At 60.4% G+C, this 24,126-nt stretch carries 23 protein-coding genes; 7 read left to right on the top strand and 16 right to left on the bottom strand.

Annotated features, from left to right (window positions below):
- Positions 1-8 precede the first annotated feature (8 nt).
- The 3 genes from EJA72_RS00680 to EJA72_RS00670 all read right to left on the bottom strand — a co-directional run bounded on the left by EJA72_RS00680 (position 9) and on the right by EJA72_RS00670 (position 2,282).
- On the bottom strand, positions 9-428 hold the full coding sequence (locus EJA72_RS00680; RefSeq protein WP_027925717.1) for an organic hydroperoxide resistance protein: 420 nt from the start codon (positions 426-428) through the stop codon (positions 9-11).
- 366 nt (positions 429-794) lie between these two features.
- On the bottom strand, positions 795-1,256 hold the full coding sequence (locus EJA72_RS00675; RefSeq protein ID WP_157709634.1) for a MarR family winged helix-turn-helix transcriptional regulator: 462 nt from the start codon (positions 1,254-1,256) through the stop codon (positions 795-797).
- Positions 1,257-1,325: 69 nt separating this feature from the next.
- Positions 1,326-2,282, bottom strand: coding sequence for a LysR family transcriptional regulator (locus tag EJA72_RS00670; protein ID WP_157709633.1), 957 nt, complete (start codon positions 2,280-2,282; stop codon positions 1,326-1,328).
- Positions 2,283-2,393: 111 nt separating this feature from the next.
- On the opposite strand from EJA72_RS00670, the gene EJA72_RS00665 reads away from it, so the two are divergent.
- The gene (locus EJA72_RS00665; protein ID WP_178128952.1) at positions 2,394-3,143 is read left to right on the top strand and encodes a sulfite exporter TauE/SafE family protein; all 750 of its coding nucleotides are present in this window, start codon (positions 2,394-2,396) and stop codon (positions 3,141-3,143) included.
- Here the strand turns inward: EJA72_RS00665 and EJA72_RS00660 are convergent.
- Positions 3,133-3,987 carry a LysR substrate-binding domain-containing protein gene (locus tag EJA72_RS00660; RefSeq protein WP_157709632.1) on the bottom strand — a complete coding sequence of 285 codons (855 nt, stop codon included), beginning with the start codon at positions 3,985-3,987 and terminating at the stop codon, positions 3,133-3,135. The genes EJA72_RS00665 and EJA72_RS00660 overlap by 11 nt on opposite strands.
- 95 nt (positions 3,988-4,082) lie before the next feature.
- Between EJA72_RS00660 and EJA72_RS00655 the strand changes: the two genes are divergently transcribed.
- Positions 4,083-4,298, top strand: coding sequence for a DUF1127 domain-containing protein (locus tag EJA72_RS00655; RefSeq protein ID WP_157709631.1), 216 nt, complete (start codon positions 4,083-4,085; stop codon positions 4,296-4,298).
- A 64-nt stretch (positions 4,299-4,362) separates the two neighbouring features.
- Entirely contained in the window at positions 4,363-5,592 is a 1,230-nt protein-coding gene (locus tag EJA72_RS00650) for a winged helix-turn-helix domain-containing protein (protein WP_157709630.1), read from the top strand.
- Positions 5,593-5,707: 115 nt separating this feature from the next.
- Here EJA72_RS00650 and EJA72_RS00645 read toward each other — a convergent pair whose 3' ends face one another.
- Complete coding sequence (locus EJA72_RS00645) at positions 5,708-7,054, bottom strand: class II 3-deoxy-7-phosphoheptulonate synthase (RefSeq protein WP_157709629.1); 1,347 nt, start codon at positions 7,052-7,054, stop codon at positions 5,708-5,710.
- 136 nt (positions 7,055-7,190) lie between these two features.
- Between EJA72_RS00645 and EJA72_RS00640 the strand changes: the two genes are divergently transcribed.
- Positions 7,191-7,946, top strand: a complete 756-nt coding sequence (locus EJA72_RS00640; protein WP_157709628.1) for a spermidine synthase — start codon at positions 7,191-7,193, stop codon at positions 7,944-7,946.
- Positions 7,947-8,102: 156 nt separating this feature from the next.
- Here EJA72_RS00640 and EJA72_RS00635 read toward each other — a convergent pair whose 3' ends face one another.
- Entirely contained in the window at positions 8,103-8,894 is a 792-nt protein-coding gene (locus tag EJA72_RS00635) for a crotonase/enoyl-CoA hydratase family protein (RefSeq protein WP_157709627.1), read from the bottom strand.
- Positions 8,895-9,326: 432 nt separating this feature from the next.
- Here EJA72_RS00635 and EJA72_RS00630 point away from each other — a divergent pair, with 432 nt between their 5' ends.
- A complete protein-coding gene (locus EJA72_RS00630) occupies positions 9,327-11,000 on the top strand; it encodes a DEAD/DEAH box helicase (RefSeq protein ID WP_046032408.1) in 1,674 nt (557 codons plus the stop codon).
- 227 nt (positions 11,001-11,227) lie between these two features.
- Here EJA72_RS00630 and EJA72_RS00625 read toward each other — a convergent pair whose 3' ends face one another.
- The 7 genes from EJA72_RS00625 to minC all read right to left on the bottom strand — a co-directional run bounded on the left by EJA72_RS00625 (position 11,228) and on the right by minC (position 18,146).
- Complete coding sequence (locus tag EJA72_RS00625; RefSeq protein ID WP_178128951.1) at positions 11,228-13,384, bottom strand: mechanosensitive ion channel family protein; 2,157 nt, start codon at positions 13,382-13,384, stop codon at positions 11,228-11,230.
- A gap of 77 nt (positions 13,385-13,461) precedes the next feature.
- The gene (locus EJA72_RS28915; RefSeq protein ID WP_178128950.1) at positions 13,462-13,638 is read right to left on the bottom strand and encodes a hypothetical protein; all 177 of its coding nucleotides are present in this window, start codon (positions 13,636-13,638) and stop codon (positions 13,462-13,464) included.
- Positions 13,639-13,813: 175 nt separating this feature from the next.
- Positions 13,814-15,103, bottom strand: a complete 1,290-nt coding sequence (locus EJA72_RS00620; protein ID WP_157709626.1) for a M18 family aminopeptidase — start codon at positions 15,101-15,103, stop codon at positions 13,814-13,816.
- Between the two features lie 222 nt (positions 15,104-15,325).
- A complete protein-coding gene (locus tag EJA72_RS00615; RefSeq protein WP_157709625.1) occupies positions 15,326-15,961 on the bottom strand; it encodes an RluA family pseudouridine synthase in 636 nt (211 codons plus the stop codon).
- A 179-nt stretch (positions 15,962-16,140) separates the two neighbouring features.
- Positions 16,141-16,395: a cell division topological specificity factor MinE gene (gene minE, locus EJA72_RS00610; protein ID WP_007944431.1), complete on the bottom strand. Its 255-nt coding sequence runs from the start codon at positions 16,393-16,395 to the stop codon at positions 16,141-16,143.
- Positions 16,395-17,207 carry a septum site-determining protein MinD gene (gene minD / locus EJA72_RS00605; RefSeq protein ID WP_157709624.1) on the bottom strand — a complete coding sequence of 271 codons (813 nt, stop codon included), beginning with the start codon at positions 17,205-17,207 and terminating at the stop codon, positions 16,395-16,397. The genes minE and minD overlap by 1 nt, the downstream gene beginning before the upstream one ends.
- 201 nt (positions 17,208-17,408) lie before the next feature.
- The gene (gene minC, locus EJA72_RS00600) at positions 17,409-18,146 is read right to left on the bottom strand and encodes a septum site-determining protein MinC (RefSeq protein ID WP_157709623.1); all 738 of its coding nucleotides are present in this window, start codon (positions 18,144-18,146) and stop codon (positions 17,409-17,411) included.
- A gap of 118 nt (positions 18,147-18,264) precedes the next feature.
- On the opposite strand from minC, the gene EJA72_RS00595 reads away from it, so the two are divergent.
- The gene (locus EJA72_RS00595) at positions 18,265-19,197 is read left to right on the top strand and encodes a lipid A biosynthesis lauroyl acyltransferase (protein ID WP_157709622.1); all 933 of its coding nucleotides are present in this window, start codon (positions 18,265-18,267) and stop codon (positions 19,195-19,197) included.
- A gap of 31 nt (positions 19,198-19,228) precedes the next feature.
- The gene (locus tag EJA72_RS00590; RefSeq protein ID WP_157709621.1) at positions 19,229-20,401 is read left to right on the top strand and encodes a patatin-like phospholipase family protein; all 1,173 of its coding nucleotides are present in this window, start codon (positions 19,229-19,231) and stop codon (positions 20,399-20,401) included.
- A gap of 142 nt (positions 20,402-20,543) precedes the next feature.
- Here EJA72_RS00590 and EJA72_RS00585 read toward each other — a convergent pair whose 3' ends face one another.
- From EJA72_RS00585 to EJA72_RS00575, 3 genes are all read right to left on the bottom strand, one after another.
- Positions 20,544-21,329: an outer membrane protein OmpK gene (locus tag EJA72_RS00585; protein WP_157709620.1), complete on the bottom strand. Its 786-nt coding sequence runs from the start codon at positions 21,327-21,329 to the stop codon at positions 20,544-20,546.
- A gap of 376 nt (positions 21,330-21,705) precedes the next feature.
- On the bottom strand, positions 21,706-22,491 hold the full coding sequence (locus EJA72_RS00580; protein ID WP_157709619.1) for an outer membrane protein OmpK: 786 nt from the start codon (positions 22,489-22,491) through the stop codon (positions 21,706-21,708).
- A 170-nt stretch (positions 22,492-22,661) separates the two neighbouring features.
- Complete coding sequence (locus EJA72_RS00575) at positions 22,662-24,014, bottom strand: nucleobase:cation symporter-2 family protein (RefSeq protein WP_157709618.1); 1,353 nt, start codon at positions 24,012-24,014, stop codon at positions 22,662-22,664.
- Between the last annotated feature and the right edge of the window lie 112 nt (positions 24,015-24,126).

Below are 24,126 nucleotides of genomic sequence, written 5' to 3'. Positions count from 1 at the left end.
CTCAGGGGTTAGACGGTTACGTGCAGACGCACATCAACGTTGCCACGGGTGGCGTTGGAGTACGGGCAGACCTGGTGAGCCGCGTCGACCAGGCTTTGCGCGTCGGCTTGTTCAAGACCCGGCAGGCTGATGTGCAGGTCAATGTCCAGACCGAAACCACCAGGGATCTGACCGATGCCGACGTGGGCGGTGATCGACGCGTCGTTCGGGATGGTGCGTTTGGTCTGGCTGGCAACGAATTTCAACGCGCCGATGAAGCAGGCGGAATAGCCGGCTGCAAACAGTTGCTCAGGGTTGGTCGCTGCACCGCCGGCACCACCAAGTTCTTTCGGGGTGGCGAGCTTGACGTCGAGGATGTTGTCGCTGGAAACCGCACGACCGTCACGGCCGCCAGTGGAGGTTGCGATTGCGGTATAGAGAGTTTGCATGATGTAGGCCTCGTTTCGGGTTTGGATGATTTGCGCTAAATGTTTGCGCGCTAAGTAAGTGCGAAATGAATGTATCGCGCTAATGGTTAGTGCGCAAGATAAATTTTCAAAGATTTTTGCTGAAGGGATGCGTACGCGTAAATGTGGAAGGGCGAAAGTACCGGCGTAGAGCGGTCGGCGGGGGGTAAGCGCAGTAGATTTTTTTGGGGGGGCTGGCAGGCAAAGCTGATACTTAGGACCGCCGCAAAACACTGTAGGAGTGAGCCTGCTCGCGATGGCGGTGTGTCAGCCAGCGTAGATGCTGAATGTCACACCGCTATCGCGAGCAGGCTCACTCCCACAAGGGATAGGTGGAGGGCAGGAAGATCAGAGGTTATCTTGCAGATTGCTACGCAACACTTGCAGCTCCGCTTGCAGCTTGTTCAAACGCTCCACCGTCATGCCGCTGGCGCCGAGGATGCATTGGGGGACGGTTCGCGCCCGCTCCCGCAAGGCACGACCCTGCTCGGTGAGTTCAACGATCACCACCCGCTCGTCCTCCCGGCTACGGGTGCGGCTGAGCAAGCCTTCGGCTTCCAGGCGTTTGAGCAACGGGGTCAGTGAGCCGGGATCGGTCAACAACCGCGTGCTGATTTCGCCTACCGTCAACCCGTCCCGTTCCCACAGCACCATCATCGCCAGGTACTGCGGATAGGTCAGGCCCAGCGCTTGAAGCAGTGGTTTGTACACTTTGGTCATCATCAGCGACGTGGAGTGCAGGGCGAAGCAGGCCTGGTTATCCAGCAGCAGGTGATCGCAGTTATCGGGGGTGTCGTGCTCGGTGCTCATGTCGATGCCTTGATCTGTGATGATCTCAAATTTAGTGGGCGATTCTTTAATGCGCCAGATAATTCTAGCCTAGTGCTGTTCGAGGGTGTTTTGCAACGCCAGGTCCCACGGTGGAATCGGACTGAAGCGGGTTTTCAGGTATTCCAGCAACAAACGACTCCGGGCGTTGGGCTGTTGCTCCAGGCGCAGCGCGTAGATCCCGGTGCTTTCTGGCTGAGGAAGACCGTTTTCGCAAAACAGCGGCAGCAGTTCACCGCGCAGCAAATACTCGCTGGCGAGCCAGGTCGGCAAATGTGCGATGCCCAGCCCGGCCAATGCGCCGCACACCAGCGCTTCGGCATTATTGGCACTCATGCGAATGCGCGCCGGACGATGCAAGTGCATCTGTCCGTCACGTTCGAAGCGCCAGGCGAACAGCGGGGCCAGTCCATCCCAGTCGACACCATCGTGTTCAATCAGCTGTGTCGGATCGGTCGGCACGCCACGGCGTTTCAAATAGTCAGGGCTGGCGCACGCAATGCGCACCATACTTGCCAACGGCGTGGCCACCAGCCGCGTATCGGCCATTTGCCCGGCGCGCAGCACCAGATCGACTTTGCCCAGGTTCAAGCCTTGCATGTCGACAAAGCTGTCAATCAAGTGCAATTGCACGTCGAGGCCAGGGTAATGCATCAGAAAGTCCGCAATCACTGGCGCCAGGTGTCGGCGCCCGAAGGCGGCGGGCGCATCGATCCGGATCAAGCCTTCCGGCGCGCTGCTCAAGGACACCGCTTCCGCCCGGGCCAGTTGCAGTTCCGCGACGATTCGCCGGGCACGCTCGGCAAACGCCAGCCCCGCCGAGGTCGCGCGCACCGCGTGGGTGCTGCGAATGAACAACTGACTGCCTACAGCGTTTTCGAGGCTATCAATGCGCCGGGCCACGGCTGACGGAGTCAGCGGATGGCGACGAGAGGCCGCGGAAAAGCTACCGGTTTCCAGCACATCGAGAAACAGGCCCAGTTGTTCAGTCAATTGATTGGGGTTCATGGCGTATCAGCGCTTATGCGAATTTGGCACAGCCATTGTGCGGTGCTGTGCGTTTCCCCGCCAGCGTCAACTGCGTAGGATGAATCACCTGACGTAAGGGGAAAATCGCCTGTGATTGAGTTTCTGATGTATCTGGTATTCGGCGCGGCCCTGGGCACCCTGGGTGGTCTGTTCGGCATCGGCGGTGGCTTGATCGCCATCCCTCTGTTGGGTGTGTTGTTCGGCCTCGACCAGCAGATCGCCCAAGGCACGGCGCTGGTGATGGTGGTGCCGAACGTGATGCTGGCACTGTGGCGTTATCACCAGCGCAACCGGATCGAACTACGGCATGCACTGCCGCTGGCCCTGATGGGGTTCTGCTTTGCCTGGATCGGTTCGATCTGGGCGGTGGGCATCGATGCGCAAACCATGCGCATCGGATTTGTCGCGTTCCTGGTCGCGCTGTCGGCCTACAACCTGGTGCGCATGTTCAGCGCCAACACACCGGTTTCTTCGCAGATGAATTATTCATGGCCGTGGCTGGGCGTACTCGGCGCGGCGTCCGGCGCCATGGGCGGGTTGTTTGGCGTGGGCGGGGCGGTGGTGGCGACGCCGGTGCTGACCAGTGTGTTCGGCACCAGCCAGGTCGTGGCCCAGGGCCTGTCGTTGGCATTGGCACTGCCCAGCACGGGCGTCACGCTGGTGACTTATGCGGTCCACCATCAAGTGGACTGGATGATCGGCGTGCCCTTGGCTGTCGGTGGTCTGATGAGCATCAGTTGGGGCGTGAAAATAGCCCACGCGCTGCCGGAGCGGTTGTTGCGCGGGCTGTTTTGCGGCTTTCTGGTGCTCTGTGCGGTGATGCTCGCCTTTAAAGTTTGAAGCCTTCGACGATGTGCTCGGCCAGGCATTCGGTGATTGGCGACGGGTTGTGCAGGTTGCGCACCAGCATGATGCTCGCCTCGGGCAGCACCGGCAGGCCTTCCGCCTCGCCAAGAATGCGCATGTCGGGCGTGATCAGGCTTTCCAGTTGCGCGGTGACGGCCAGGCCGGCGCTGACCACCGCCATGATCGCCGACAGGCTGTCGCTGTTGTACGCCACGCGGTAGTCACGGCCCACGGCATCAAGGGCATTGCACGCCCACATCCTGCAGAAACAATCACTGTTGAACATCGCCAGCGGCAAAGGCGTCTGCTCGTGGGCGCTGAAGCATTGCGCCTCGGCCCAGACAAAATGCTCCTTGCGCAACAACTGGCCGATCTCGCTGCCGGGTTCGCGGGTGACGATGGACAGGTCCAGGTCCTGGCGCATCAACAATTGTTTGGAGGATTCGCAGTGCACCTCGATCTGGATCAGCGGATATGACTGGGCGAATCGCCGCAAAATCCCAGGCAGGAAACGCATCACATAATCGTCCGGGGTACCGATGCGCACCATGCCGACCATGTGCGGCTCGCGCAAAGTATTGAACACCTCGCTGTGCAGCTTGAGGATGCGCCGGGCGTAACCCAGCAGCACCTGGCCTTCAGCCGTCAGGCGCACCTGCCGCCCGTCGCGCTGGAACAGTTGGCGCTGCAACACGTCCTCTTCCAGCCGTTTCATCTGCATGCTCACGGCAGACTGGGTTCGGTTGACCAGCTCGCCGGCGCGGGTAAAACCGCCCTGATCGGCGATGGCAACAAAGGTGCGCAACACTTCGGTGTTGATACTTGGGAAGGCTGACATTCATCAATCTCCGAGATATGTGACATCAGAAACATTCGTTGGATTGATCTTAGACCTGGGCAGAGACTGGAGCCATCTAAACGGAGGGCAACAAGATGAAAGGTCAACATGAGTATCCAGCCGTAGAAAAACACTCGGTGCACCTGGTGTCCGATCTGCTGCATAAATTCAGTCGCTGGTACGAACTGCACCGCGAGCGCGAACTGCTGGCGAGCCTGAGTGACGAAGCACTGAAGGACATCGGCATGAGCCGTGCGGACGTGGAGTTTGAGTCGGTCAAACCCTTCTGGAATGACCCGATGCACAAATGAGCAACACTCAACTACACAAACCCTCTCCCGGTGAGGTAGGTTGCGAGCAGACAAGGAGATGTTCATGCCCGCGACGCTGTCCTTTTCCCTCAAACAGGCTCGACGCATGGCGCTGGCCGCCCAAGGATTCAACGGGCGCCAGCCGCCAGCGACGATCAAACCGGTTCAGCTCAACCGCCTGATCGAGCGGCTGGGCATTCTGCAGATCGACTCCGTCAATGCTTTGGTGCGTTCGCACTACCTTCCCCTGTTTTCCCGTCTGGGTAACTACTCTTCCGATTTGCTCGACCAGGCTGCCTGGAGTTCGGGCCGACAGCGCACGCTGTTCGAATACTGGGGACATGAAGCGTCGCTGCTGCCCTTGTCGATGTACCCGTTGATGCGCTGGCGCATGCTGCGCGCGACCCGTGGCGAAGACATTTATCAGCAGCTGGCGAAATTCGGTCGTGAGCAGCAAGACACCATCCGCCGGGTGCTGGCCTCGGTGCAGACCCTCGGCGCTCTGGGTGCCGGAAGCCTTTCGACCCGCCAGGAAAGGGCAGGGCCCTGGTGGGACTGGAGCGCGGAAAAACATGCGTTGGAATGGTTGTTCGCCACCGGTGAAGTGACGGTGGCGGGGCGGCGTGGATTTGAAAGACTTTATGACTTGCCGGAGCGGGTGATTCCGTCGGCGATTCTGCAACAGCCGCTGCTCAGCGAAGCCGAAGCCCAGCGGGGGCTGTTGCTGCATGCCGCGACCGCGCTGGGCGTGGGCACGGAAAAGGACCTGCGCGATTATTTTCGCCTGAGCCCGACGGACAGCCGACCGCGACTGGCGGAACTGGTCGAGGCCGGCGAACTGTTGATGTGTGAGGTCCAGGGCTGGCGTCAGCCGGCGTACTGCCTGCCGCAGCCGACAGTGCCGCGCAAGGTCGAGTCCAGTGCCTTGCTTTCACCTTTCGATTCGCTGATCTGGGAACGCAGCCGCACCGAGCGCTTGTTCGATTTTCGCTACCGGCTGGAGATTTATACGCCGCAGGACAAACGGGTCTATGGCTATTACGTGCTGCCGTTTTTGCACAACGAACGCATTGCCGCGCGGGTGGATCTGCGGGCGGAGCGGGCGTTGGGCAGGTTGGCGGTGCATGCCGTGCATGAGGAAGCGCCGGGGCTGGATGATGAAGGGATGCTGGCGTTGGCAGTGAATTTGCGGCGGATGGCGGATTGGCTGGGGTTGGAGCGGGTGCAGCTCAATTGTCAGCGGGAGAGTGCGGGGCGGTTGCGGGTGGCGTTGGCCAGTATTGATGGTGGCTGAGCTGGGGCCCCTTTCGCGAGCAAGCTCTGCTCCTACAGATTCAGGTCGTTCACGCGGCTGGCGAACGACACATAACTGTAGGAGCAAGGCTTGCCCGCGAAGGGGGCGACGCGGTTTAACGCCGAACTTGCTTCAGCGTTTCAGCAATGAGGAACGCCAATTCCAGCGACTGATCCGCATTCATCCGCGGATCACAATGGGTGTGATACCGGTCCGACAACCCGTCCTCGGTAATCGGCCGCGCCCCACCAATGCACTCGGTCACATTCTGCCCGGTCATCTCGATGTGAATGCCACCGGCATACGTGCCTTCCGCCTGGTGCACCTGGAAGAACTGCTTCACCTCGCCCAAAATCTGCGCGAAGTCACGGGTCTTGTAACCGCTGCTGGCCTTGATCGTGTTGCCGTGCATGGGGTCGGAACTCCACAGCACTTGCTTGCCTTCACGTTGCACTGCGCGAATCAGCGCCGGCAGATGATCGCCGACTTTGTTCGCGCCCATCCGCGCGATCAGATTCAGCCGACCTGGATCGTTGTCCGGGTTGAGCACGTCGATCAGGCGAATCAGGTCATCAGGGTTCATGCTCGGGCCGACCTTGACCCCGATCGGATTGTTCACCCCGCGCAGGAACTCGACGTGAGCCCCGTCGAGCTGACGGGTGCGGTCGCCGATCCACAGCATGTGCGCCGAGCAATCGTAGTAATCGTTGGTCAGGCTGTCGCGGCGCACGAAGGCTTCTTCGTAGTTGAGCAGCAGCGCTTCGTGGGCGGTGAAGAAACTGGTCTCGCGCAGTTGCGGCGAAGTGTCCATGCCGCAGGCGCGCATGAACGCCAGGGTTTCATCGATGCGGTCAGCGAGGTGGCTGTATTTTTCCGCCAGCGCCGAGTTGGCGATGAAGTCCAGGTTCCACTTGTGCACCTGATGCAGGTCGGCAAAGCCGCCCTGGGCGAAGGCGCGCAGCAGGTTCAAGGTGGCGGTGGACTGGTGGTAGGACTGGAGCAGACGCTCCGGGTCCGGCACACGGCTTTTCTCATCGAAACCGATGCCGTTGACGATGTCGCCACGGTAGGCGGGCAGCGTCACGCCGTCGATGGTCTCGTCGTTGGCCGAGCGCGGCTTGGCGAACTGGCCGGCCATGCGTCCGACCTTGACCACCGGGCAGCCAGCCGCGAAGGTCATGACAATCGCCATTTGCAGCAACACTTTGAAGGTGTCGCGGATTTTCGCGGCGGAGAACTCGGCAAAGCTCTCGGCGCAGTCGCCGCCCTGCAACAGAAACGCTCGGCCCTGGGTCACTTCGGCAAACTGACGACGCAATTCCCGGGCTTCACCGGCGAACACCAGCGGCGGATAACTGGCCAGCGTTTGCTCGACGTGCAGCAAATGCGCCGCGTCGGGGTAGTGGGGTTGCTGCTGGATCGGCAGGGCGCGCCAGCTGTCAGGGCTCCAGGGTTGGCTCATCACAGTCTCGGTTGTTTTTCGCTCGGGCGTTCATGTTATCAGCAATTAGTGCGTGACCTGTTCCCGTCGCATCGCGGACAATCGCGTCCTTTGCCGCTTCGTGTTGCGGCAGGCCCGGGAACAATCTGGAGACGAAATGACTGAGGAGCGCGTCGAGCATCTGCTCGCCGAGGTACAGGATGAGTTCGGCGTGATTCGCGTGCTTGAGGTGGCCGACTACCGTTTCCTCGAGTTCGGTGATGCCATCGAACAGAGCTGCGTGTTCACGGCCGACCCGAGCTGGCTCGAATACGATTACACCCGTGCGATGCTGATTGGTGCGTTGTGCCACGAACAGCCTGAGAGTGCGCTGTTTCTTGGTCTTGGCGCCGGTACGCTGACCCAGGCCTGCCTCAAGTTCCTGCCGCTGGAAGATGTCGAAGCCATCGAACTGCGCCCCGACGTGCCGCGCCTGGCCATTGAATACCTGGGGCTGGATGACGACCCGCGGCTGTACATCCGCGTCGGCGATGCGCTGGAATTGCTGGATACCGCCGAGTCGGCCGACCTGATTTTTGTCGACCTGTATACCGACGTCGGTCCGGGTGTCGGCCACCTGGCGTGGAGCTTTCTGGAAAACTGTCAAAAACGCCTGAATCCGGGCGGCTGGCTGGTGATCAACCAATGGGCCACCGACGACGGCAAACCGCTGGGCGCGGCGTTGTTGCGCGGGTTGTATCACCGGCACTATTGGGAGTTGCCGGTGAAGGAGGGCAACGTGATTCTGATCGTGCCTTCGGAGCTGGATCAGGAACTGGACATGGACGGCCTGATCGCCCGTGCCGAAGCGTTGGCGCCACGGTTGGGGTATTCGTTGCAGTCATTGATCAAGGCAATTCGCCCGGCGACGTGATGCGATGAGGGTCCTGTGGCGAGGGAGCTTGCTCCCGCTTGACCGGGCTGGCGCACCAGTGCGCAGCGCTCACAAAATCTACATGATTGCCAAGATTTTTTGGGGCCGCTTCGCAGCCCAGCGTGAGCAAGCTCCCTCGCCACAAAGGTTGAGTTGTCAGCAGCCTTTGAACACACCAGGTCGCTTCTCGACCATCGACCGCACACCCTCCTTGGCATCTTCACTGCCCAACAACTTCTTCACCAAGGGCGGCAATCCCTGCGCCGCCGCCGTTTCGCCTTCATAACGCGCCTGCCGCGCAGACATCAACGTTGCCTGAACCCCCAGCGGCGCTTGCCGGGCGATGCGTTCAGCCAGTTCAATCGCTCGCGGCAGCAGGTCCTCGCTGGCCATGACTTCCTGCACCAACCCCAGGTGCAACGCGTCATGGGCGTCAAATTCATCCCCGGTCAGCAGCCAGCGCATGGCATTGCCCCAGCCGGCGACCTGATGCAGGCGCAAGGTGGCGCCGCCGAACGGAAAGATCCCGCGCTGCACTTCTTTCTGGGCGAAGCGGGTGTTGCTGGCGCAAAGATTGATGTCGGCAGCCAGCATCAACTCGATGCCGATGGTCAGGCAGTAACCCTGCGCGGCGACAATCACCGGTTTGCTGACCCTTGGGCCTGCAAACACGCCCCACGGGTCGCAACCACCGGGCGGTGCCTGCCAGCCTTCGGCCAGTGCGGCGCTGGCGCTGACCAGGTCGAGCCCGGCGGTGAAGTGCTCGCCGTGGCCGAACACCACCGCCACTCGCGCCTCGCTGTCGGCCTCGAACTCGCCATAGGCCAGGCTCAATGTGTTGAGCAGCTCGAGATCGAAGGCGTTGCGCTTGGCCACCCGATCCAGGCCAATCAACAGGACATGGCCGTGTCGTTCACGGGTTACACGGCTGGGAGCGGGTTGATTCATGGCGCAATTCCTCGGGCGGGAAGGGGCGGGATGGACGATACGGGACCTTGGGGTTGCATCGCCAGGGTGAACCGTTTTAGCGCCATCCCCAGCAGGGCCGGGCCTTTGAAAAATAGACCGTTGCACGATTATCCGCAAAGCCTGTGACACAACGGTGTATCCGTCAGTTTTCCGACAAATAATGCTCCCTTTTTGGGCGAATTCCGGTATAGTGCGCGCCGGCCTTTAACCGGGCCGCGTTTAGGTAGCGCAATTCCCCGAAGCCAGCTTCGGCTGCACGTCCGCACACCGGACTCTCCCTTGACGAATCTTTTTCATTCATTCGTTTTCGCAAATCCCCGCCGACAAAGCAGCCAGGGCGACTCTTGAGTCTTACACGGCATGCGCAGCTTTGGAGCATGGGTCTTTGCGGATGCACTTAGAGGCAGACCCATGACCCAGGAAACCGGCGGCTTCGCCGCTTTTAATCTTAATCCGAACATTCTTGCAGCCGTCATTGCGACCGGCTACGAAGAACCTTCGGCTATTCAGCAGCAATCGATCCCGATCATCATGGCCGGCCAAGACATGATTGGCCAGGCGCAAACCGGTACCGGTAAAACCGCCGCGTTCGCCCTGCCAATCCTGCACTGCATCGATCCTGCCAAGCGCGAGCCGCAAGCCCTGATCCTGGCGCCAACCCGTGAGTTGGCGCTGCAAGTAGCAACCGCTTTCGAAACCTACGCCAAGCAAATGCCGGGCGTTACTGTTGTGGCCGTTTACGGCGGCGCGCCTATGGGCCCACAACTGAAAGCAATCCGTAACGGCGCACAGATCGTTGTCGCCACTCCGGGCCGTCTGTGCGACCACCTGCGTCGCGACGAAAAAGTGCTGTCGACCGTGAACCACCTGGTTCTGGACGAAGCTGACGAAATGCTCAAGCTGGGCTTCATGGACGACCTCGAAGTCATCTTCAAGGCCTTGCCTGCTACCCGTCAGACCGTACTGTTCTCGGCTACCCTGCCACAGTCGATCCGTGCCATTGCCGAACGTCACCTGCGTGATCCGCAGCACGTGAAGATCCAGACCAAGACTCAGACCGTTACCGCGATCGAACAGGCTCACCTGTTGGTTCACGCTGACCAGAAGACCTCGGCTGTATTGAGCCTGCTGGAAGTCGAAGACTTCGACGCCCTGATCATGTTCGTGCGCACCAAGCAAGCGACCCTGGACCTGGCCAGTGCCCTGGAAGCCAAAGGCTACAAAGCCGCTGCGCTGAACGGTGACATTGCCCAGAATCAACGTGAGCGCGTTATCGACTCCCTCAAGGATGGCCGTCTGGACATCGTTGTGGCGACCGACGTTGCTGCTCGTGGCCTGGACGTTCCGCGCATCACTCACGTGTTCAACGTTGACATGCCGTACGACCCGGAATCCTACGTTCACCGTATCGGCCGTACCGGCCGTGCCGGTCGCGAAGGTCGTGCACTGCTGCTGGTGACTCCACGTGAGCGCCGCATGCTGCAAGTGATCGAGCGTGTAACCGGTCAGAAGGTTGCCGAAGTTCGCCTGCCGGACGCCCAGGCCGTTCTTGATGCCCGCATCAAGAAACTGACCAACAGCCTGTCGCCGCTGGTTGGCGATGCCGAGTCGACTCACGGTGACCTGCTGGATCGCCTGACCGCTGACATCGGTTGCACCCCGCGTGCACTGGCCGCTGCTCTGCTGCGCAAGGCTACCAACGCTCAGGCGTTGACCCTGGCTGCGATCGAGAAAGAACGTCCACTGGTGCCGAACAATGCACCGCGTGGCGATCGTCCAGAGCGTACCGGTGATCGTCCGGACCGTGGTGATCGTGAGCGTCGCGCTCCGGTTCCATTGGCTGAAGGCCGTGCTCGTTGCCGTACCGCGTTGGGTGCGCGTGACGGTATCGCTGCCAAAAACCTGCTGGGCGCCATCCTCAACGAAGGCGGCCTGGCGCGTGAAGCGATCGGTCGCATCCAGGTGCGTGACAGCTTCAGCCTCGTCGAGCTGCCGGAAGATGGTCTGGAGAAACTCCTGACCAAACTGAAGGACACTCGCGTTGCCGGCAAGCAGTTGAAGCTGCGTCGCTACCGCGAAGATTGATCCGCTTTCGAGCTGATTGATCGAACATAAAAAATCCCCGACTGGTTCGGGGATTTTTTTTTGCCTGCGTTTTGTAAGGTTCGCCGATTTCGCGATGGGCTGCGAACCCTGTGGGAGTGAGCCTGCTCGCGATGGCGGAGTATCAGCCACGTAGATGTTGGATGTGCCGGCCTCATCGCGAGCAGGCTCGCTCCCACATGGAATTGCAAGTGCTTCAGGTGTTGGCGCTAATCCGTTACCGGGCCGCCACCCGCCGTCACCACCTGCACACTCATTCGCGGTGTAGCCAGATCAAGCCCGGCTTCATCCAGGTGCCGTTTCAGCGACAGGTTGAACGCGCGGGAGACTTCCCATTGCTTGATCGGCGCGGTCTTGAATCGGGCGCGCAGGATCGCATTGCCGGACTCGAAACTTTCCACGCCTTGAATCTCCAGCGGTGACCAGATGTTGCGACGTTGCAACGGATCGGTGCGCATCTTCTGGCCGACTTCGCGCATCAGCTTGATCGCGCTGTCGATGTCCATGCTGGACGGCACCGCCACGCGGAAGATCGCGTAGCCGAATTCCCGCGAGTAGTTCTGGATGCTTTTGATTTCGCTGAACGGGATGGTGTGGACGATACCGTCGATGTCCCGCAGGCGCACGGTGCGAATGGTCAGGCCTTCGACCGTGCCCAGGTGCCCGCCGACATCCACGTAGTCATCGATGGCCAAGGAGTCTTCGATGATGATGAACAGGCCGGTGATCAGGTCGGCCACCAGCGATTGCGCGCCGAAACCGATGGCCAGGCCGATCACACCGGCACCCGCCAGCAGGGGCGTGACGTTCATGCCCATGTTGGCCAGCGCGACAATCAGGGCCACGATAAAAATCGCCACGAACAGCACATTGCGAATCAGCGGCATCATGGTTTGCGCCCGGGCATTGGCCAGGCCTTTGCGCGAGCGTGTCAGGGCGTGATGCACGGCGGTGTCGCTGAGAATCCAGATCAGCCAGGCAAAAATCAGCGTGCCGGCGAGGCTGAACAGTTTGACGCTGACTTCATGCCCTTCGCCCTCGGTGAAGGTGATTAGCGACATGCCCCAGACCCGCAAGCCGAGTTCAATGAACGTCAGCCACACCAGCAGATGGGCGAGGGTGTAGAAGAAGCTTTTCAGTCGTTCCGAGTACAGTGCGTGGCGTTTCACGCCCTTTTGCGGTTTCAGCGCATGGCGCCGCACCAGTCCGTTGATGACCATGCACAACACCAGCAACACGGTACAGATCAGCGACTGACGCAGCGCAGTGCTGGTATCGCCCGCCGAGATGAACGTGGCGAACAGCGAGATGCACACCAGCACCAGCGCCGGGACGTACCAGAAGGTGCCGAGGATATCGATGGTGTCACTGAGGGCGCGTCGAGTCAGGCGTCGCGACAGCGGCTGGTTGCGGATCAGGTGGGCAATCGGGCGGCGGAATCGCAGGATGAACAAGCCGGTGGACAGCGCCGCCATGACATTCGCGACGGTCGCGGCGGTGTGGGACAGGTGGCTGCCGAGACTGTCGACCAGACGCGGGTCGTTCAAGGCTTCACCGAACGCGGCGAAGCTGCCGATCAGCCACAGCGGACGGAACGCTTGATGCCGCAGGATATACAGCGCGCGATGGCGGTGTGGGCCGTCGAGCACCGAAAACGCGATCACGCAAATGGCGGAAAAGCAGGTGCCGACGACCAGCGCGTAGGCCAGCACCATCGCCAGGCTTTTGCCGAGTGACGAGGGCAGGGCGTAACTCATGTAGACGGTGATCACCAGCGCGATCAGCCAGGGCCCGAGTTTGCGCAAGGCGAAGCGCAACATGTCGACGGCCCTGGGGTGTTGGGGCAGTTCTTCGGTCAGACCGAAGCGCATCCGCACCCGGTGGCTGATCCAGATCAGCGCGGCGGCCAGCAGGCTCCAGACCATCAGGATTACGGCGAAGGCAAAGACCATCGGCAGCCATTCACTGGCGGGCAGCATCAGGGCCTTCAATTCATCTTTGGCCAGGCCAAACTCTTCGGACCAGCGTGTAATCGGGCTGTCGGCCCCGGAAAACTGTTTTTCGAAATTGGCCAGCGTGCCGCCAATCAGGCCCAGCACACCTTCTTCGGGGCTGGGTTGCGCCTTCTTGGTCGCGTCGCGGAGTTTCTTCAGGTCGGCGAGCAGTTTGCTGCGTTGCTGGTCATTTTCCAGGGACTTGATGACTTCATCCAGTGATTGCCCCAAGGGCTCCTGGGCTTCTGGCTGGGCCTTCGTCGAGCCGGTGAGCAGGCTCGGCAAACCGGCCGCCTGGGCAGGCGACATCGCCAGCATCGCCATGACGCAGACAAGGAAAAAGCAGGGCAGGGAGAAAAGACGAGCGAACACTAGGCGGTCAACCTTGGGATATGCAGATCGACCGAGTGTACGAGCCCGTCTAAATCAATGCGAGTCGGGGTGAAGATTTATTCGTTGAGTTTGGCGAGGATCTTGAACACCACGGTCGCGAGGATCATCAGCATGCCGACCCACATCGCAAACACACCGGCGTTTTTGTCGCGGAAGTTGAAACCGACGGCCAGCATAATCATCCCGGCAAGAATCGGGACCAGCATGGCGTGAAATGAAGACAACGAGATCATGGTGACTGCCTTGTCGAAAGAGATAATTAAAGTCTAGGTGGCTTTTGAGTGGCCGGTGGTGCTGCTGTCTGTAGGAGCGAGCTTGCTCGCGATGGACTGTAACGATTACGCGGGATTACTGGAAAAACGCGGCGTCTACAATTCCATCGCGAGCAAGCTCGCTCCTACAGGGCGCTTACGGCAGCTCCTGGCAGGCGTAAAACGCGCTCAGCACTTTGACCAGGTGGGCCAGGTCATGGCTGCCACACAGTTCGCGGATCGAGTGCATGGCGAACGTTGGCAGGCCGATGTCCACGGTGCGCACGCCCAGGTGGCTGGCGGTGATCGGGCCGATGGTTGAGCCGCAGCCCATGTCGCTGCGCACCACGAAGCTTTGCACCGGCACTTCTTCAGCCATGCACAGGTGACGGAAGAAACCGGCAGTTTCGCTGTTGGTGGCATAGCGCTGGTTGCTGTTGACCTTGATCACCGGGCCGGCGTTGAGTTTCGGGCCGTGGTTGGCGTCATGCTTGTCGGCGTAGTTCGGGTGCACGCCGTGGGCGTTGTCGGCTGAAACCAGCAGGGATTTCTGAATGGTCCGTACGAACTCATCACCCTCGGGCAGCAGGCGACGCAGGGTTTGCTCCAGCATCGGGCCATCCGCACCGCAGGCCGAGCACGAGCCGACTTCTTCGTGGTCGTTGGCGACCAGCACGCAGGTTTCGTCGGTTTCGGTCGTCAGCAACGCTTGCAGGCCGGCGTAGCAGGACAACAGGTTGTCCAGGCGCGCGCCCGCAATGAAATCACCGTGCAGGCCAATGACGGCAGCGCTTTGGGTGTCGTAGAAACTCAGCTCGTAATCGAGTACCACGTCGGCGTTCAGGCCATGTTCGCGGGCGAGTTGGTCGGTGAGTACGGCGCGGAAGTCCACGCGCTCGTCACCGGCAAATTGCGCGAGGATCGGCGGCAGTTCGGTCTGTGCGTTGATCGCCCAGCCCATGTTGGCCTCACGGTTGAGGTGAATGGCCAGGTTCGGGATGGTCGCAATCGGCGCCTTGAAGTCGATCAGTTGGCTCTCTACCTTGCCATCGCGGCGGAAGGTGACACGGCCGGCCAGGGACAGGTCGCGGTCGAACCACGGCGCGAGCAGCGCGCCGCCATACACTTCGACACCCAGTTGCCAGAAGCCCTGGCGTTGCAATTCCGGCTGGGGTTTGACGCGCAGGCATGGGCTGTCGGTGTGCGCGCCCACCAGGCGGATGCCGCCGTGCAAGGGGGAATGACGACCCATCTTGAACGCGACGATCGAAGAGTCGTTACGGGTGACGTAGTAACGACCGTTGGCTTCGGTGGACCAGGTCTCGCGCTCGTCGAGACGCTGGAAACCTGCCGCTTCCAGGCGCTGGACCAGGCTGGCGGTGGCATGAAACGGGGTAGGGGAGGCCTTGAGGAAGTCGATCAGGCCTTGGTTCAACTCTTCGCGCATACGTAGCTCCAGACAGCAATGGCGCCAGTTTACCGTATTGGCCAGAGAATTGGCGGCGGGGTCACAGTCTCGCGTCGATTGGTGATCCATGTAGGAGCGAGCTCGCTCGCGATGAACTTGAGGGCGCCGCTGGGAGTCAGGCACCCAGCATTATCGTTTGCGACCATCGTCGGAACGCCGCCCGGAGCAGGCTCGCTCCTACAGGGAGTGATGTGTTGATGCCTAGAACGGGGCCGGGCACTCGAAACGCAGGCGTTCGCCGCTTTGCGGGTGAGTGAAGCTGAGCATGCTCGCGTGCAGGCACAGTCGTGGCCAGGCGGCCAGCGCCTGTTCGTGGGCGTACAGCCCGTCGCCCAGTAGCGGGTGGCCGATGGACAGCATGTGCACGCGCAGCTGATGGGAGCGTCCCGTGATCGGTGTCAGTTCGACACGGCACCAGTCGCCGCAGCGCTCCAGCACGCGCCAGTAGGTCAGTGCATGTTTGCCGAATTCATGGTCCACCACATGGCGCGGCTTGGTCGGCGGATCGTAACGCAGGGGCAGGTCAATGCTGCCGCTGTCCAGTTCCGGTTGACCCCAGCACAGGGCGGTGTAGGCCTTTTCCGTTTCACGGTCGTGAAATTGCCGAGACAGTTCGCGATGAGTGTCCGGGTCGCGGGCCAGCAGAATGATGCCGGAGGTTTCCCAATCCAGGCGATGGACGATTCGTGCTTCCGGGTAGCCGTTTTCTTGCAGGCGGGTAATCAGGCAATCCTTGTTGTCATCGGCCCGGCCGGGCACGGAGAGCAGCAGGGTCGGTTTATTCACCACCAGTACGGCGGCGTCCTGATGGATGATGCGGATGTTGGACAGCGGCATTAAAACAGCCTCGTAACAAACGCCAACGGCGGCTCAAGCCCCTGCCCCCACTGTAGGAGCGAGCTTGCTCGCGAGGGTGTATCAGTCACATTGATGTCGACTGGCACACCTTCGCGAGCAAGCTCGCTCCTACAGTAAAAGCAGGAAAGCTTGAGCCGCCGTGGCTCCCGACTGACCGACTAGCGGTCAGGCAGGGTGATATTGAGTTCCAGAATCGAGCAGCTACCCTGGTTTTCCAGGGCGACGTGCACGTCATCGGACCCGATATTGACGTACTTGCGGATGACTTCAACCAGTTCCTTCTGCAAGGCTGGCAAGTAATCCGGCGTACTGCGTTGGCCGCGCTCATGCGCCACGATGATCTGTAGACGCTCTTTCGCTACCGAGGCGGTACTTGGCTTCTTGTTAGCACGAAAGAAGTCAAAAATGTTCATTACCGGCCTCCAAACAGACGCTCAAAGAATCCTTTCTTCGTCACATCGAGAAACCGATGCTCCACGGTTTTGCCCAGCAGGCGATCGACCGCATCGCTGTACGCCTGGCCGGCGTCGCTCTGGTCGTCGAGAATCACCGGTACGCCAGAGTTGGAAGCCTTGAGGACCGCCTGGGACTCAGGAATCACACCCAGCAGGGTCACGGCGAGAATTTCCTTGACGTCTTCGACGCCCAGCATCTCCCCGTCGCTCACGCGTTGCGGGTTGTAGCGGGTCAGCAGCAAGTGTTCCTTGATCGGCTCTTCGCCGTTTTCAGCGCGGCGCGACTTGCTGGCCAGCAGGCCCAGCATGCGGTCCGAGTCACGCACCGACGACACTTCCGGGTTGGTCACGATAATCGCTTCGTCGGCGAAGTACATGGCCAGGTGGGCGCCTTTCTCGATGCCCGCAGGCGAATCGCACACCACGAATTCGAAATCTTCTTTAAGTGCCATCAGCACTTTTTCCACGCCTTCGACGGTCAGCGCGTCTTTATCGCGGGTCTGACTGGCGGCCAGTACGTAGAGGTTTTCCAGGCGTTTGTCTTTGATCAGGGCTTGTTGCAGGTTGGCTTCGCCGTTGACGACGTTGACGAAGTCATACACCACGCGACGCTCGCAACCCATGATCAGGTCGAGGTTACGCAAACCGACGTCGAAGTCGACGATGACTGTTTTGTGACCGCGCAAAGCGAGGCCGGTACCGATAGCGGCGCTGGTGGTGGTCTTACCCACACCACCCTTGCCGGATGTAACCACGAGAATCTTGGCCAAGGTGTTTCACCCCTAAGGAAAAAGGACTTTTAGCCCCTGAAAAACATCTCTTGAAAAACTACTGCAGTCGGACAGCCTTGGTGGAATCGGGTCCTGGGGCGGCGCTTACCTCCGGTAAACACTGCTCTTGGCCTTTTTCCTACTTCGTTTGAGCCGTTTTCGCTACGTTTTAGAGATGCTTGGAAAATGCGGCAGTATCCGTTAAAGCCGAATGATGTTCAACACATCGCCCGACAGACTCACTTGCACGCCGGAGCCCCATAACGGATCGCGGCGCAGATCTTCGGAAACCTTGTAATGGCCTGCGATGGACACCAGTTCAGCGCTCATTTGCTGACAGAAAATCCTGGCTTTCGTATCACCTTTGACTCCGGCCAATACTCGACCGCGCATTGGGCCGTATACATGGATGTTCCCGTCGGCGAGAAGTTCCGCCCCTGGGCTGACCGAGGAAGTCACCACCAGATCGCAACCCTGGGCATAGATCTGCTGGCCGCCGCGTACGGGCGAGGTGATGATTTTGGTCGGCTTGACCAACGGTTCCGCTGGTTTTTCCGGTTTTTTCTTCACCTGGCTTTCGAACGGGTCCAGCGCACGTTCCCGCGCGCCGGACGGCGGCAGCACCGGCAAGTCGACGGCGATGGCGGCGGCAATGTCTTCGATGCGGCTGGCGCGGATGGCCAGGGTGCGCAAGCCGTGCTGGCGGCACACGCGCATCAGCCCCGGCAGATCGACGGCACCTTCACTGGCCGGAAGCTTGTCCAGCGCCAGTACCAGCGGGGCGTTACTGAAAAAGTTGGGCGCCTGGGCGACTTTGGCGGCCAGCTGCCGATCGAGGCTCTCGAGGTCGTTGCGGGCCAGCTCCAGCACCGTAATGGCGAGCATGCTGCCCTTCAACTGGAACACGGGATCTTGGTCTAGCGATTCGGTTTGGCTCATGGTCGGCATACAACGGCTTGTCACGGAAAGTGCCGAGACTTATAACGAGAACGCCCGCGAGCCGCAAGCCGGGTCGAACGATGTAGAATGCGCGGCCCTTGTCTTATCGGAAGCTTTAATGGATCGCCCGCGGTTTCGAACAGCATTTCTTTCTCCACGTTTCTGGCCGCTGTGGTGCGGCTTGGGGCTGTTGTGGCTGATTGTCCAGTTGCCGTATCCGGCGTTGCTGTTTATCGGTCGAGCTCTCGGTGCATTGATGTACCGCGTGGCCGGCGACAGGCGGCGCATCGCCAAGCGCAATCTCGAACTGTGTTTCCCCGAAAAATCCGCGGCTGAGCGCAAACGCCTGCTCAAGGAAAACTTCGCCTTCACCGGCATCGCTTTTTTCGAGATGGCGATGAGTTGGTGGTGGTCACGCCAGCGCCTGGCCAAACTCGCCCACGTTGAAGGGCTGGAGCATCTGAAGAAGGCCCAGCGCGAAGGCAAGGGCGTGATTCTGATGGCGGTGCATTTCACCACGCTGGAAATAGGCGCGGCGTTGCTCGGTCAGCAGCACACCATCGACGGCATGTACCGCGAGCACAAGAACCCGCTGTTCGATTACATCCAGCGCAGTGGCCGCGAGCGCCACAACGTCGACTCGCTGGCCGTCGAGCGCGAAGACGTGCGCGGCATGCTCAAGCTGCTGCGGGCCGGCCGGGCGATCTGGTACGCACCGGATCAGGACTACGGCGCCAAGCAAAGCATTTTCGTGCCGTTGTTCGGGATTCAGGCGGCAACGGTCACGGCTACCAGCAAATTTGCCCGATTGGGCAAGGCGCTGGTGGTGCCGTTCACCCAGGAGCGTCTGGCGGATGGCAGTGGTTATCGCCTGGTGATCCATGCGCCGCTCGAAGGTTTCCCCGGCGAAACCGAAGAGGCCGATTGCCTGCGGATCAATCAGTGGGTCGAAGGCGTCCTGCGTGAGTGCCCGGAGCAATACCTCTGGGCCCATCGCCGCTTCAAGAGCCGCCCGCCGGGCGAGCCGAAGCTGTACCCGAAACGCGGTTGATCCAATCCTTTAAGCACCATGGAGTGTTGCGATGAGTCCAGCTGAACCGGTTACAGGGTTGATTCTTTCCGGCGGCGGGGCTCGGGCGGCTTATCAGGTGGGTGTGCTGGCGGCGATTGCCGAGCTGTTGCCGTTCGGCGCGAGCAATCCGTTTCCGGTGATCGTCGGCACTTCCGCCGGTGCGATCAATGCCGTCAGCCTCGCCAGTGGGGCAATGGACTTCCGCGGCGCCATCGAGCGCCTGACCGCCTTCTGGCAGGGTTTTCGCAGCCATCTGGTGCTGCGCAGCGACTGGCCAGGGGTGATCCATCAGGCCAGCCGTTTCGTGGGCCACAGTCTGCTCGGGATAGGCGCACAGGTGCCGGTGGCGTTGCTCAACAGCTCGCCGCTGCGCGGGTTGCTCAACGACAAACTGCACATGACCGGCATCGCCGAGGCCATTGCGCAAAAGCAATTGCAGGCGGTCGCGGTCACGGCATTTGGTTACGAGTCCGGGCAAGCCGTCACGTTCTATCAGGGTGGCGGCACCATCAATGCCTGGTTGCGCCATCGGCGGATCGGCATTCCGACACAATTGACCGTCGACCATCTGCTCGCCAGTTCTGCCATTCCCCTGTTGTTTGCCCCGGTGAAAATCGGCGAAGAGTATTTCGGCGACGGCGCGGTGCGCCAATCCGCCCCCATCAGCCCGGCCCTGCACCTGGGTGCCAGTCGAGTGCTGGTGGTGGGCGTCAGCGGCAACCCTCGCGGGGTCGATCCGCAGCAGCCGCTGCAACGCGCGTACACCGGTCAACAGCCAACCCTGGCGCAGATCGGCGGGCACATGCTCAACAGTACGTTCATCGACAGCCTGGAAAGCGACATCGAGTTGTTGCAGCGTCTGAATCAATTCAGTCACCTGATGCCGGACGGTACGCCGACCCGTGCGCTGGGTGTGGCACCGGTGGACGTGCTGGTGATTTCGCCGAGTCAGCCGATCGATGAGATCGCGGCGCGGCATCGGCAGGAATTGCCTGCGGCATTGCGCCTGTTCTTGCGCGGGCCGGGTGCGACCAAGACGAGCGGGGCGGGGGTGTTGAGTTATCTGCTGTTCGAGGCGGGGTATTGCAGCGAATTGATCGACCTTGGGCGGCGGGATGCGTTGGCCAAGCGGGATGAAATTTGCCGGTTTCTCGGGTTGGTGGAGCCTGTGGTTACGGCTTGAAATTTGCGGTGTGGCCATTCGCCTGTAGGAGCGAGCTTGCTCGCGATGGACGTTAACGAAAACGCGTGTTTCCTGAATAAACGCGTCGTCTTCAAATCCATCGCGAGCAAGCTCGCTCCTACAAGTTGCAATGTTTTTCAGATCAGAAGTGGAACTTCACCAGGAAGCTCGTCGTGCTCTGATCGGTCTTGAAGCCCTGGCTGTCTTCAATCCCGTACTTGTTTTTCCAGTAGTCGTACTCAACACCGACGTACAACTGCTTTTCGCCCAGGCTCAGCGCCTTGCCCAGGTCGTACTTGATCTGCGGATTGAAGTGCAGGTTGGCGTGGTATTCGCCTTTTTTGTTCACGTCATTGTCGACGACCCAGTCCATGAAACCGTCGATCAGGATGTTCGAGTCGCCGACCGGGATGGTGTAGGACCACACCGGAGTGATTTGCCAGACATCGTCACCCGCGCGGCTGCCTTCGGTCTGACGGTTGTAGAAGTTCAGCTGGAAGTAATCGAAGCCCGGAATGGCCAGGTCAAAGCCAGGACCGATGAGGTACGACTCGGTATCGTTCTCGCCGAACTCATAGGTCATGGCCAACAGCACGTCTTTGACTGGCCCGAACTCCAGCTTCTGGTCGAAGATCTTGCCGAACGACAGGCGCGGGCTGAATTCGCCGTAGTAAGTGTTCTCGCCCGCAAAGGCGTCTTGCTTGCCGTTGTAGAAGATCTTGTCGATGAAGAAGAAGTTATCCCCATATTTCCAGCCATCGGCGTGTTCGAAGGTCACGGTCTGCTGAATGCGCGGGTTGACCTGGAAGTCCTTGCCATAAAGGTAGGTCAGGCTGTTGTTCTGCCATTGCAGCAAGTCGCCGGCCATGGCCTGGCCCCCGGCCAGCAAGGATCCCGCCAGCATCAGGCTAGTGCACGTGCGTTTCATTCGGTTGCTCCCAAAAAGTAGGTGGTTCCACGTTTTTTTTCTAAGGTCGGCGCTCTGGTGTGGCGCCTTTTTCTGTCGCTGTAAAAAATCATCCATTCGGTCAGCTTTAGTGCTGTTAGCAAGAGCTGAGCCAAGGCTTTCAAAAAACAAAAAAACTCCCGTTCGGCGGCTCAAGAGCAGTCGATTGAGAGGGGTTTTGGAGTGCCTTGGTACCGTCCAGAGCCGGGATAAGTTGGCTTTCTGGTCAGGAATTAAATCCGGGCTTTTTTTTAAAGCGGATTCAGGCGGCCGCGGAGAATACTGACTCCTTGGCCAGGTCTCAAGTGCCCCGCAACAGCGCACCGACGACAGGTTTGGGGCACGGTTGCGGGCCATCTTAGAAATGCACCTTCACCAGCAGGCTGGTGGTGTTCTCATGGGTGTCGAGGCGGGCGTTGTTTTCGATGCCGAATTTGTCTTTCCAATAGCTGTACTCGACGCCGACGTACACCTGTTTTTCCCCACAGCCCAGGGATTTGCCCAGGTCGTATTTGATCTGCGGGTTGAAGTGCAGGTTGGCGTGATAGGTGCCATGGGCGTTCTGCTTGTTGTCCACGACCCAGTCGATGTAGCCGTCGATCAACAGGCTCGAATTGCCCACTGGCAGGGTGTAGGACCAGGCTGGCGTGATCTGCCAGACATCATCGCCGGGGCGCGAGCCCTCGGTCTGGCGATTGTAGAAATTCAAGGTGAAGAAGTTGAAGCCCGGTACCGCGAGGTCGAACCCGGGGCCGATCAGGTAGGCCTCGGTGTCGTCTTCGCCATTCTCGTAGGTCATGGCCAGTAACACATCCTTGATCGGGCCGAACTCGAAGCGACGGTCGAGGATTTTGCCGAGGGACAGGCGCGGGCTGAACTCGCCGTAATAGGCGTGAACGCCTTTGTTGCGGTCTTTTTCGCCGTTGTAGTAGGTGCTGTCGACGAACAGGAAGTTGTCGCCATACTTCCAGCGGTCGGCGTGTTCGAAGGTGATCGTCTGCTGGATCGGCGGGTTGACCGCGAAATCCTTGCCGTACAGGTAACTCAGGCTGTTGGTCTGCCACAGCAATAAATCGCCGGCCATGGCGTGACTGGCGGCCAGAAGACCACTGCCCAAGAGCATGTTTGTCTGTGTCCGAATCATCTGTTGCTCCTTCTTGTTTTTATTGTTTAAGGCGCAGGCAGCCCCGCCCCTGTAGGAGCGAGCTCGCTCGCGATGGTCGTCAACGATGACGCGTGTTGTCTGAATACCCGAGGTGCTCTCGGGTCCATCGCGAGCAAGCTCGTTCCTGCAGTGGAGCGTGTCGTTACCTGTCAGTGCGCGTGACAGTCGTTTATCGCGGCGCGTTCTTTGCCACCCAGGATGTTGAACAACAAGTTCAGCGACAGGGCGCTGAGGGTGGCCATTGCGATCCCGCTGTGGGTAATCGGGCTCATCCACACTGGCAGGTGGGCGAAAAACTCCGGGCGCACCACGGGGATCAGGCCCATGCCGATACTCACCGCCACCAGCAACTGGTTGCGGCGGTCGCCGATGTCGGCTTCCTGCAGAATCTTGATGCCCGTGGCGGCCACCATCCCGAACATCGCAATCGCAGCGCCACCGAGCACCGCCGGCGGAATCGAAGCCACCAGGAACGCGGCTTTCGGCAACAGGCTCAGCACCACCAGCAAACCGCCGGCGACGATGGTCACCGAGCGGCAACGCACGCCGGTCATCTGCACCAGGCCGATGTTCTGCGCGAAGGAGGAATGCGTGAAGGTGTTGAAGAAGCCGGCGACAAACGAGGCGCCGGCATCACAGAGCAAGCCGCGGCGCAGCATGCGCGGGCAGACTTCCTGGCCGGTGATTTTGCCTAGGGCGAGGAACATGCCGGTGGATTCGACGAAGATGATCACCACCACGAGGCACATCGAAAGAATCGGCGCGAGTTCGAATTTCGGCAGGCCGAAATGCAGCGGCGTGACGAACTGCAGCCAGGGCGCCTGGGCCATGCCACTGAGGTCGACCATACCGATCAACCCGCAGACGACGTACCCGAGGCACATGCCGATCAGCACGGAAATGTTGACCCAGAAACCGCGCATGAAGCGGTGGACCAGCAGAATCGTGGCCAGCACCATCGCGGCGATGGCCAGGTAAATCGGCGAACCGAATTGGGCTGCGCCAGCGCCACCGCCGGCCCAGTTCACGGCTACGGGAAACAGCGACAAGCCGATCGAGGTGATGACGGTGCCGGTCACCAGCGGCGGGAAGAAGCGCACGACCTTGGACATGAACGGCGCGATGAGCATGCCGAAAAAACCGGCGGCGATGGTTGCACCGAAGATCCCTTGCAGACCGATGCCCGGCATGCCGGCCATGGCGACCATGCTGCCCACGGCGGCGAAACTGGCCCCCATCATCACTGGCATGCGAATGCCCATCGGGCCGATGCCCAGCGATTGCACGATGGTGGCGATGCCGGCGACCAGCAGGTCGGCGTTGATCAAAAAGGCGATTTCTTCACGACTCAGGCCAGCGGCCTGTCCGATGATCAGCGGCACCGCGATGGCTCCGCCGTACATCAGCAAAACATGTTGCAGACCGACCAGGATCAGTTGCAAAAGGGGCAAACGCTGAATGGCGGGTGCGTCGGGGATGCGCGCTTCGGATAGCTCGGACATGCAACACCTCGGATCTTTTTTATTCTTGTGATTTTTTGCATCAGGGCTTTTGTGGCGAGGGAGCTTGCTCCCGCTGGGCTGCGAAGCGGCCCCAAAAAACGGGAGCGCTGCG

Origin of the sequence: Pseudomonas sp. PB120 (assembly GCF_009761815.1) — a bacterium.
Taxonomy (GTDB): Bacteria; Pseudomonadota; Gammaproteobacteria; order Pseudomonadales; family Pseudomonadaceae; genus Aquipseudomonas.
The sequence above is the reverse complement of the archived record's forward strand: the minus strand, read 5'-3'. Positions and strand labels throughout refer to the sequence as shown.

Excerpts from the sequence above, each read along its gene's own strand:
- EJA72_RS00680 (WP_027925717.1), bottom strand. The coding sequence starts at position 428 with ATGCAAACTCTCTATACCGCAATCGCAACCTCCACTGGCGGCCGTGAC.
- EJA72_RS00675 (WP_157709634.1), bottom strand. The coding sequence starts at position 1,256 with ATGAGCACCGAGCACGACACCCCCGATAACTGCGATCACCTGCTGCTG.
- EJA72_RS00670 (WP_157709633.1), bottom strand. The coding sequence starts at position 2,282 with ATGAACCCCAATCAATTGACTGAACAACTGGGCCTGTTTCTCGATGTG.
- EJA72_RS00660 (WP_157709632.1), bottom strand. The coding sequence starts at position 3,987 with ATGTCAGCCTTCCCAAGTATCAACACCGAAGTGTTGCGCACCTTTGTT.
- EJA72_RS00655 (WP_157709631.1), top strand. The coding sequence starts at position 4,083 with ATGAAAGGTCAACATGAGTATCCAGCCGTAGAAAAACACTCGGTGCAC.
- EJA72_RS00650 (WP_157709630.1), top strand. The coding sequence starts at position 4,363 with ATGCCCGCGACGCTGTCCTTTTCCCTCAAACAGGCTCGACGCATGGCG.
- EJA72_RS00645 (WP_157709629.1), bottom strand. The coding sequence starts at position 7,054 with ATGAGCCAACCCTGGAGCCCTGACAGCTGGCGCGCCCTGCCGATCCAG.
- EJA72_RS00640 (WP_157709628.1), top strand. The coding sequence starts at position 7,191 with ATGACTGAGGAGCGCGTCGAGCATCTGCTCGCCGAGGTACAGGATGAG.
- EJA72_RS00635 (WP_157709627.1), bottom strand. The coding sequence starts at position 8,894 with ATGAATCAACCCGCTCCCAGCCGTGTAACCCGTGAACGACACGGCCAT.
- EJA72_RS00630 (WP_046032408.1), top strand. The coding sequence starts at position 9,327 with ATGACCCAGGAAACCGGCGGCTTCGCCGCTTTTAATCTTAATCCGAAC.
- EJA72_RS28915 (WP_178128950.1), bottom strand. The coding sequence starts at position 13,638 with ATGATCTCGTTGTCTTCATTTCACGCCATGCTGGTCCCGATTCTTGCC.
- EJA72_RS00620 (WP_157709626.1), bottom strand. The coding sequence starts at position 15,103 with ATGCGCGAAGAGTTGAACCAAGGCCTGATCGACTTCCTCAAGGCCTCC.
- EJA72_RS00615 (WP_157709625.1), bottom strand. The coding sequence starts at position 15,961 with ATGCCGCTGTCCAACATCCGCATCATCCATCAGGACGCCGCCGTACTG.
- minE (WP_007944431.1), bottom strand. The coding sequence starts at position 16,395 with ATGAACATTTTTGACTTCTTTCGTGCTAACAAGAAGCCAAGTACCGCC.
- minC (WP_157709623.1), bottom strand. The coding sequence starts at position 18,146 with ATGAGCCAAACCGAATCGCTAGACCAAGATCCCGTGTTCCAGTTGAAG.
- EJA72_RS00595 (WP_157709622.1), top strand. The coding sequence starts at position 18,265 with ATGGATCGCCCGCGGTTTCGAACAGCATTTCTTTCTCCACGTTTCTGG.
- EJA72_RS00590 (WP_157709621.1), top strand. The coding sequence starts at position 19,229 with ATGAGTCCAGCTGAACCGGTTACAGGGTTGATTCTTTCCGGCGGCGGG.
- EJA72_RS00585 (WP_157709620.1), bottom strand. The coding sequence starts at position 21,329 with ATGAAACGCACGTGCACTAGCCTGATGCTGGCGGGATCCTTGCTGGCC.
- EJA72_RS00580 (WP_157709619.1), bottom strand. The coding sequence starts at position 22,491 with ATGATTCGGACACAGACAAACATGCTCTTGGGCAGTGGTCTTCTGGCC.
- EJA72_RS00575 (WP_157709618.1), bottom strand. The coding sequence starts at position 24,014 with ATGTCCGAGCTATCCGAAGCGCGCATCCCCGACGCACCCGCCATTCAG.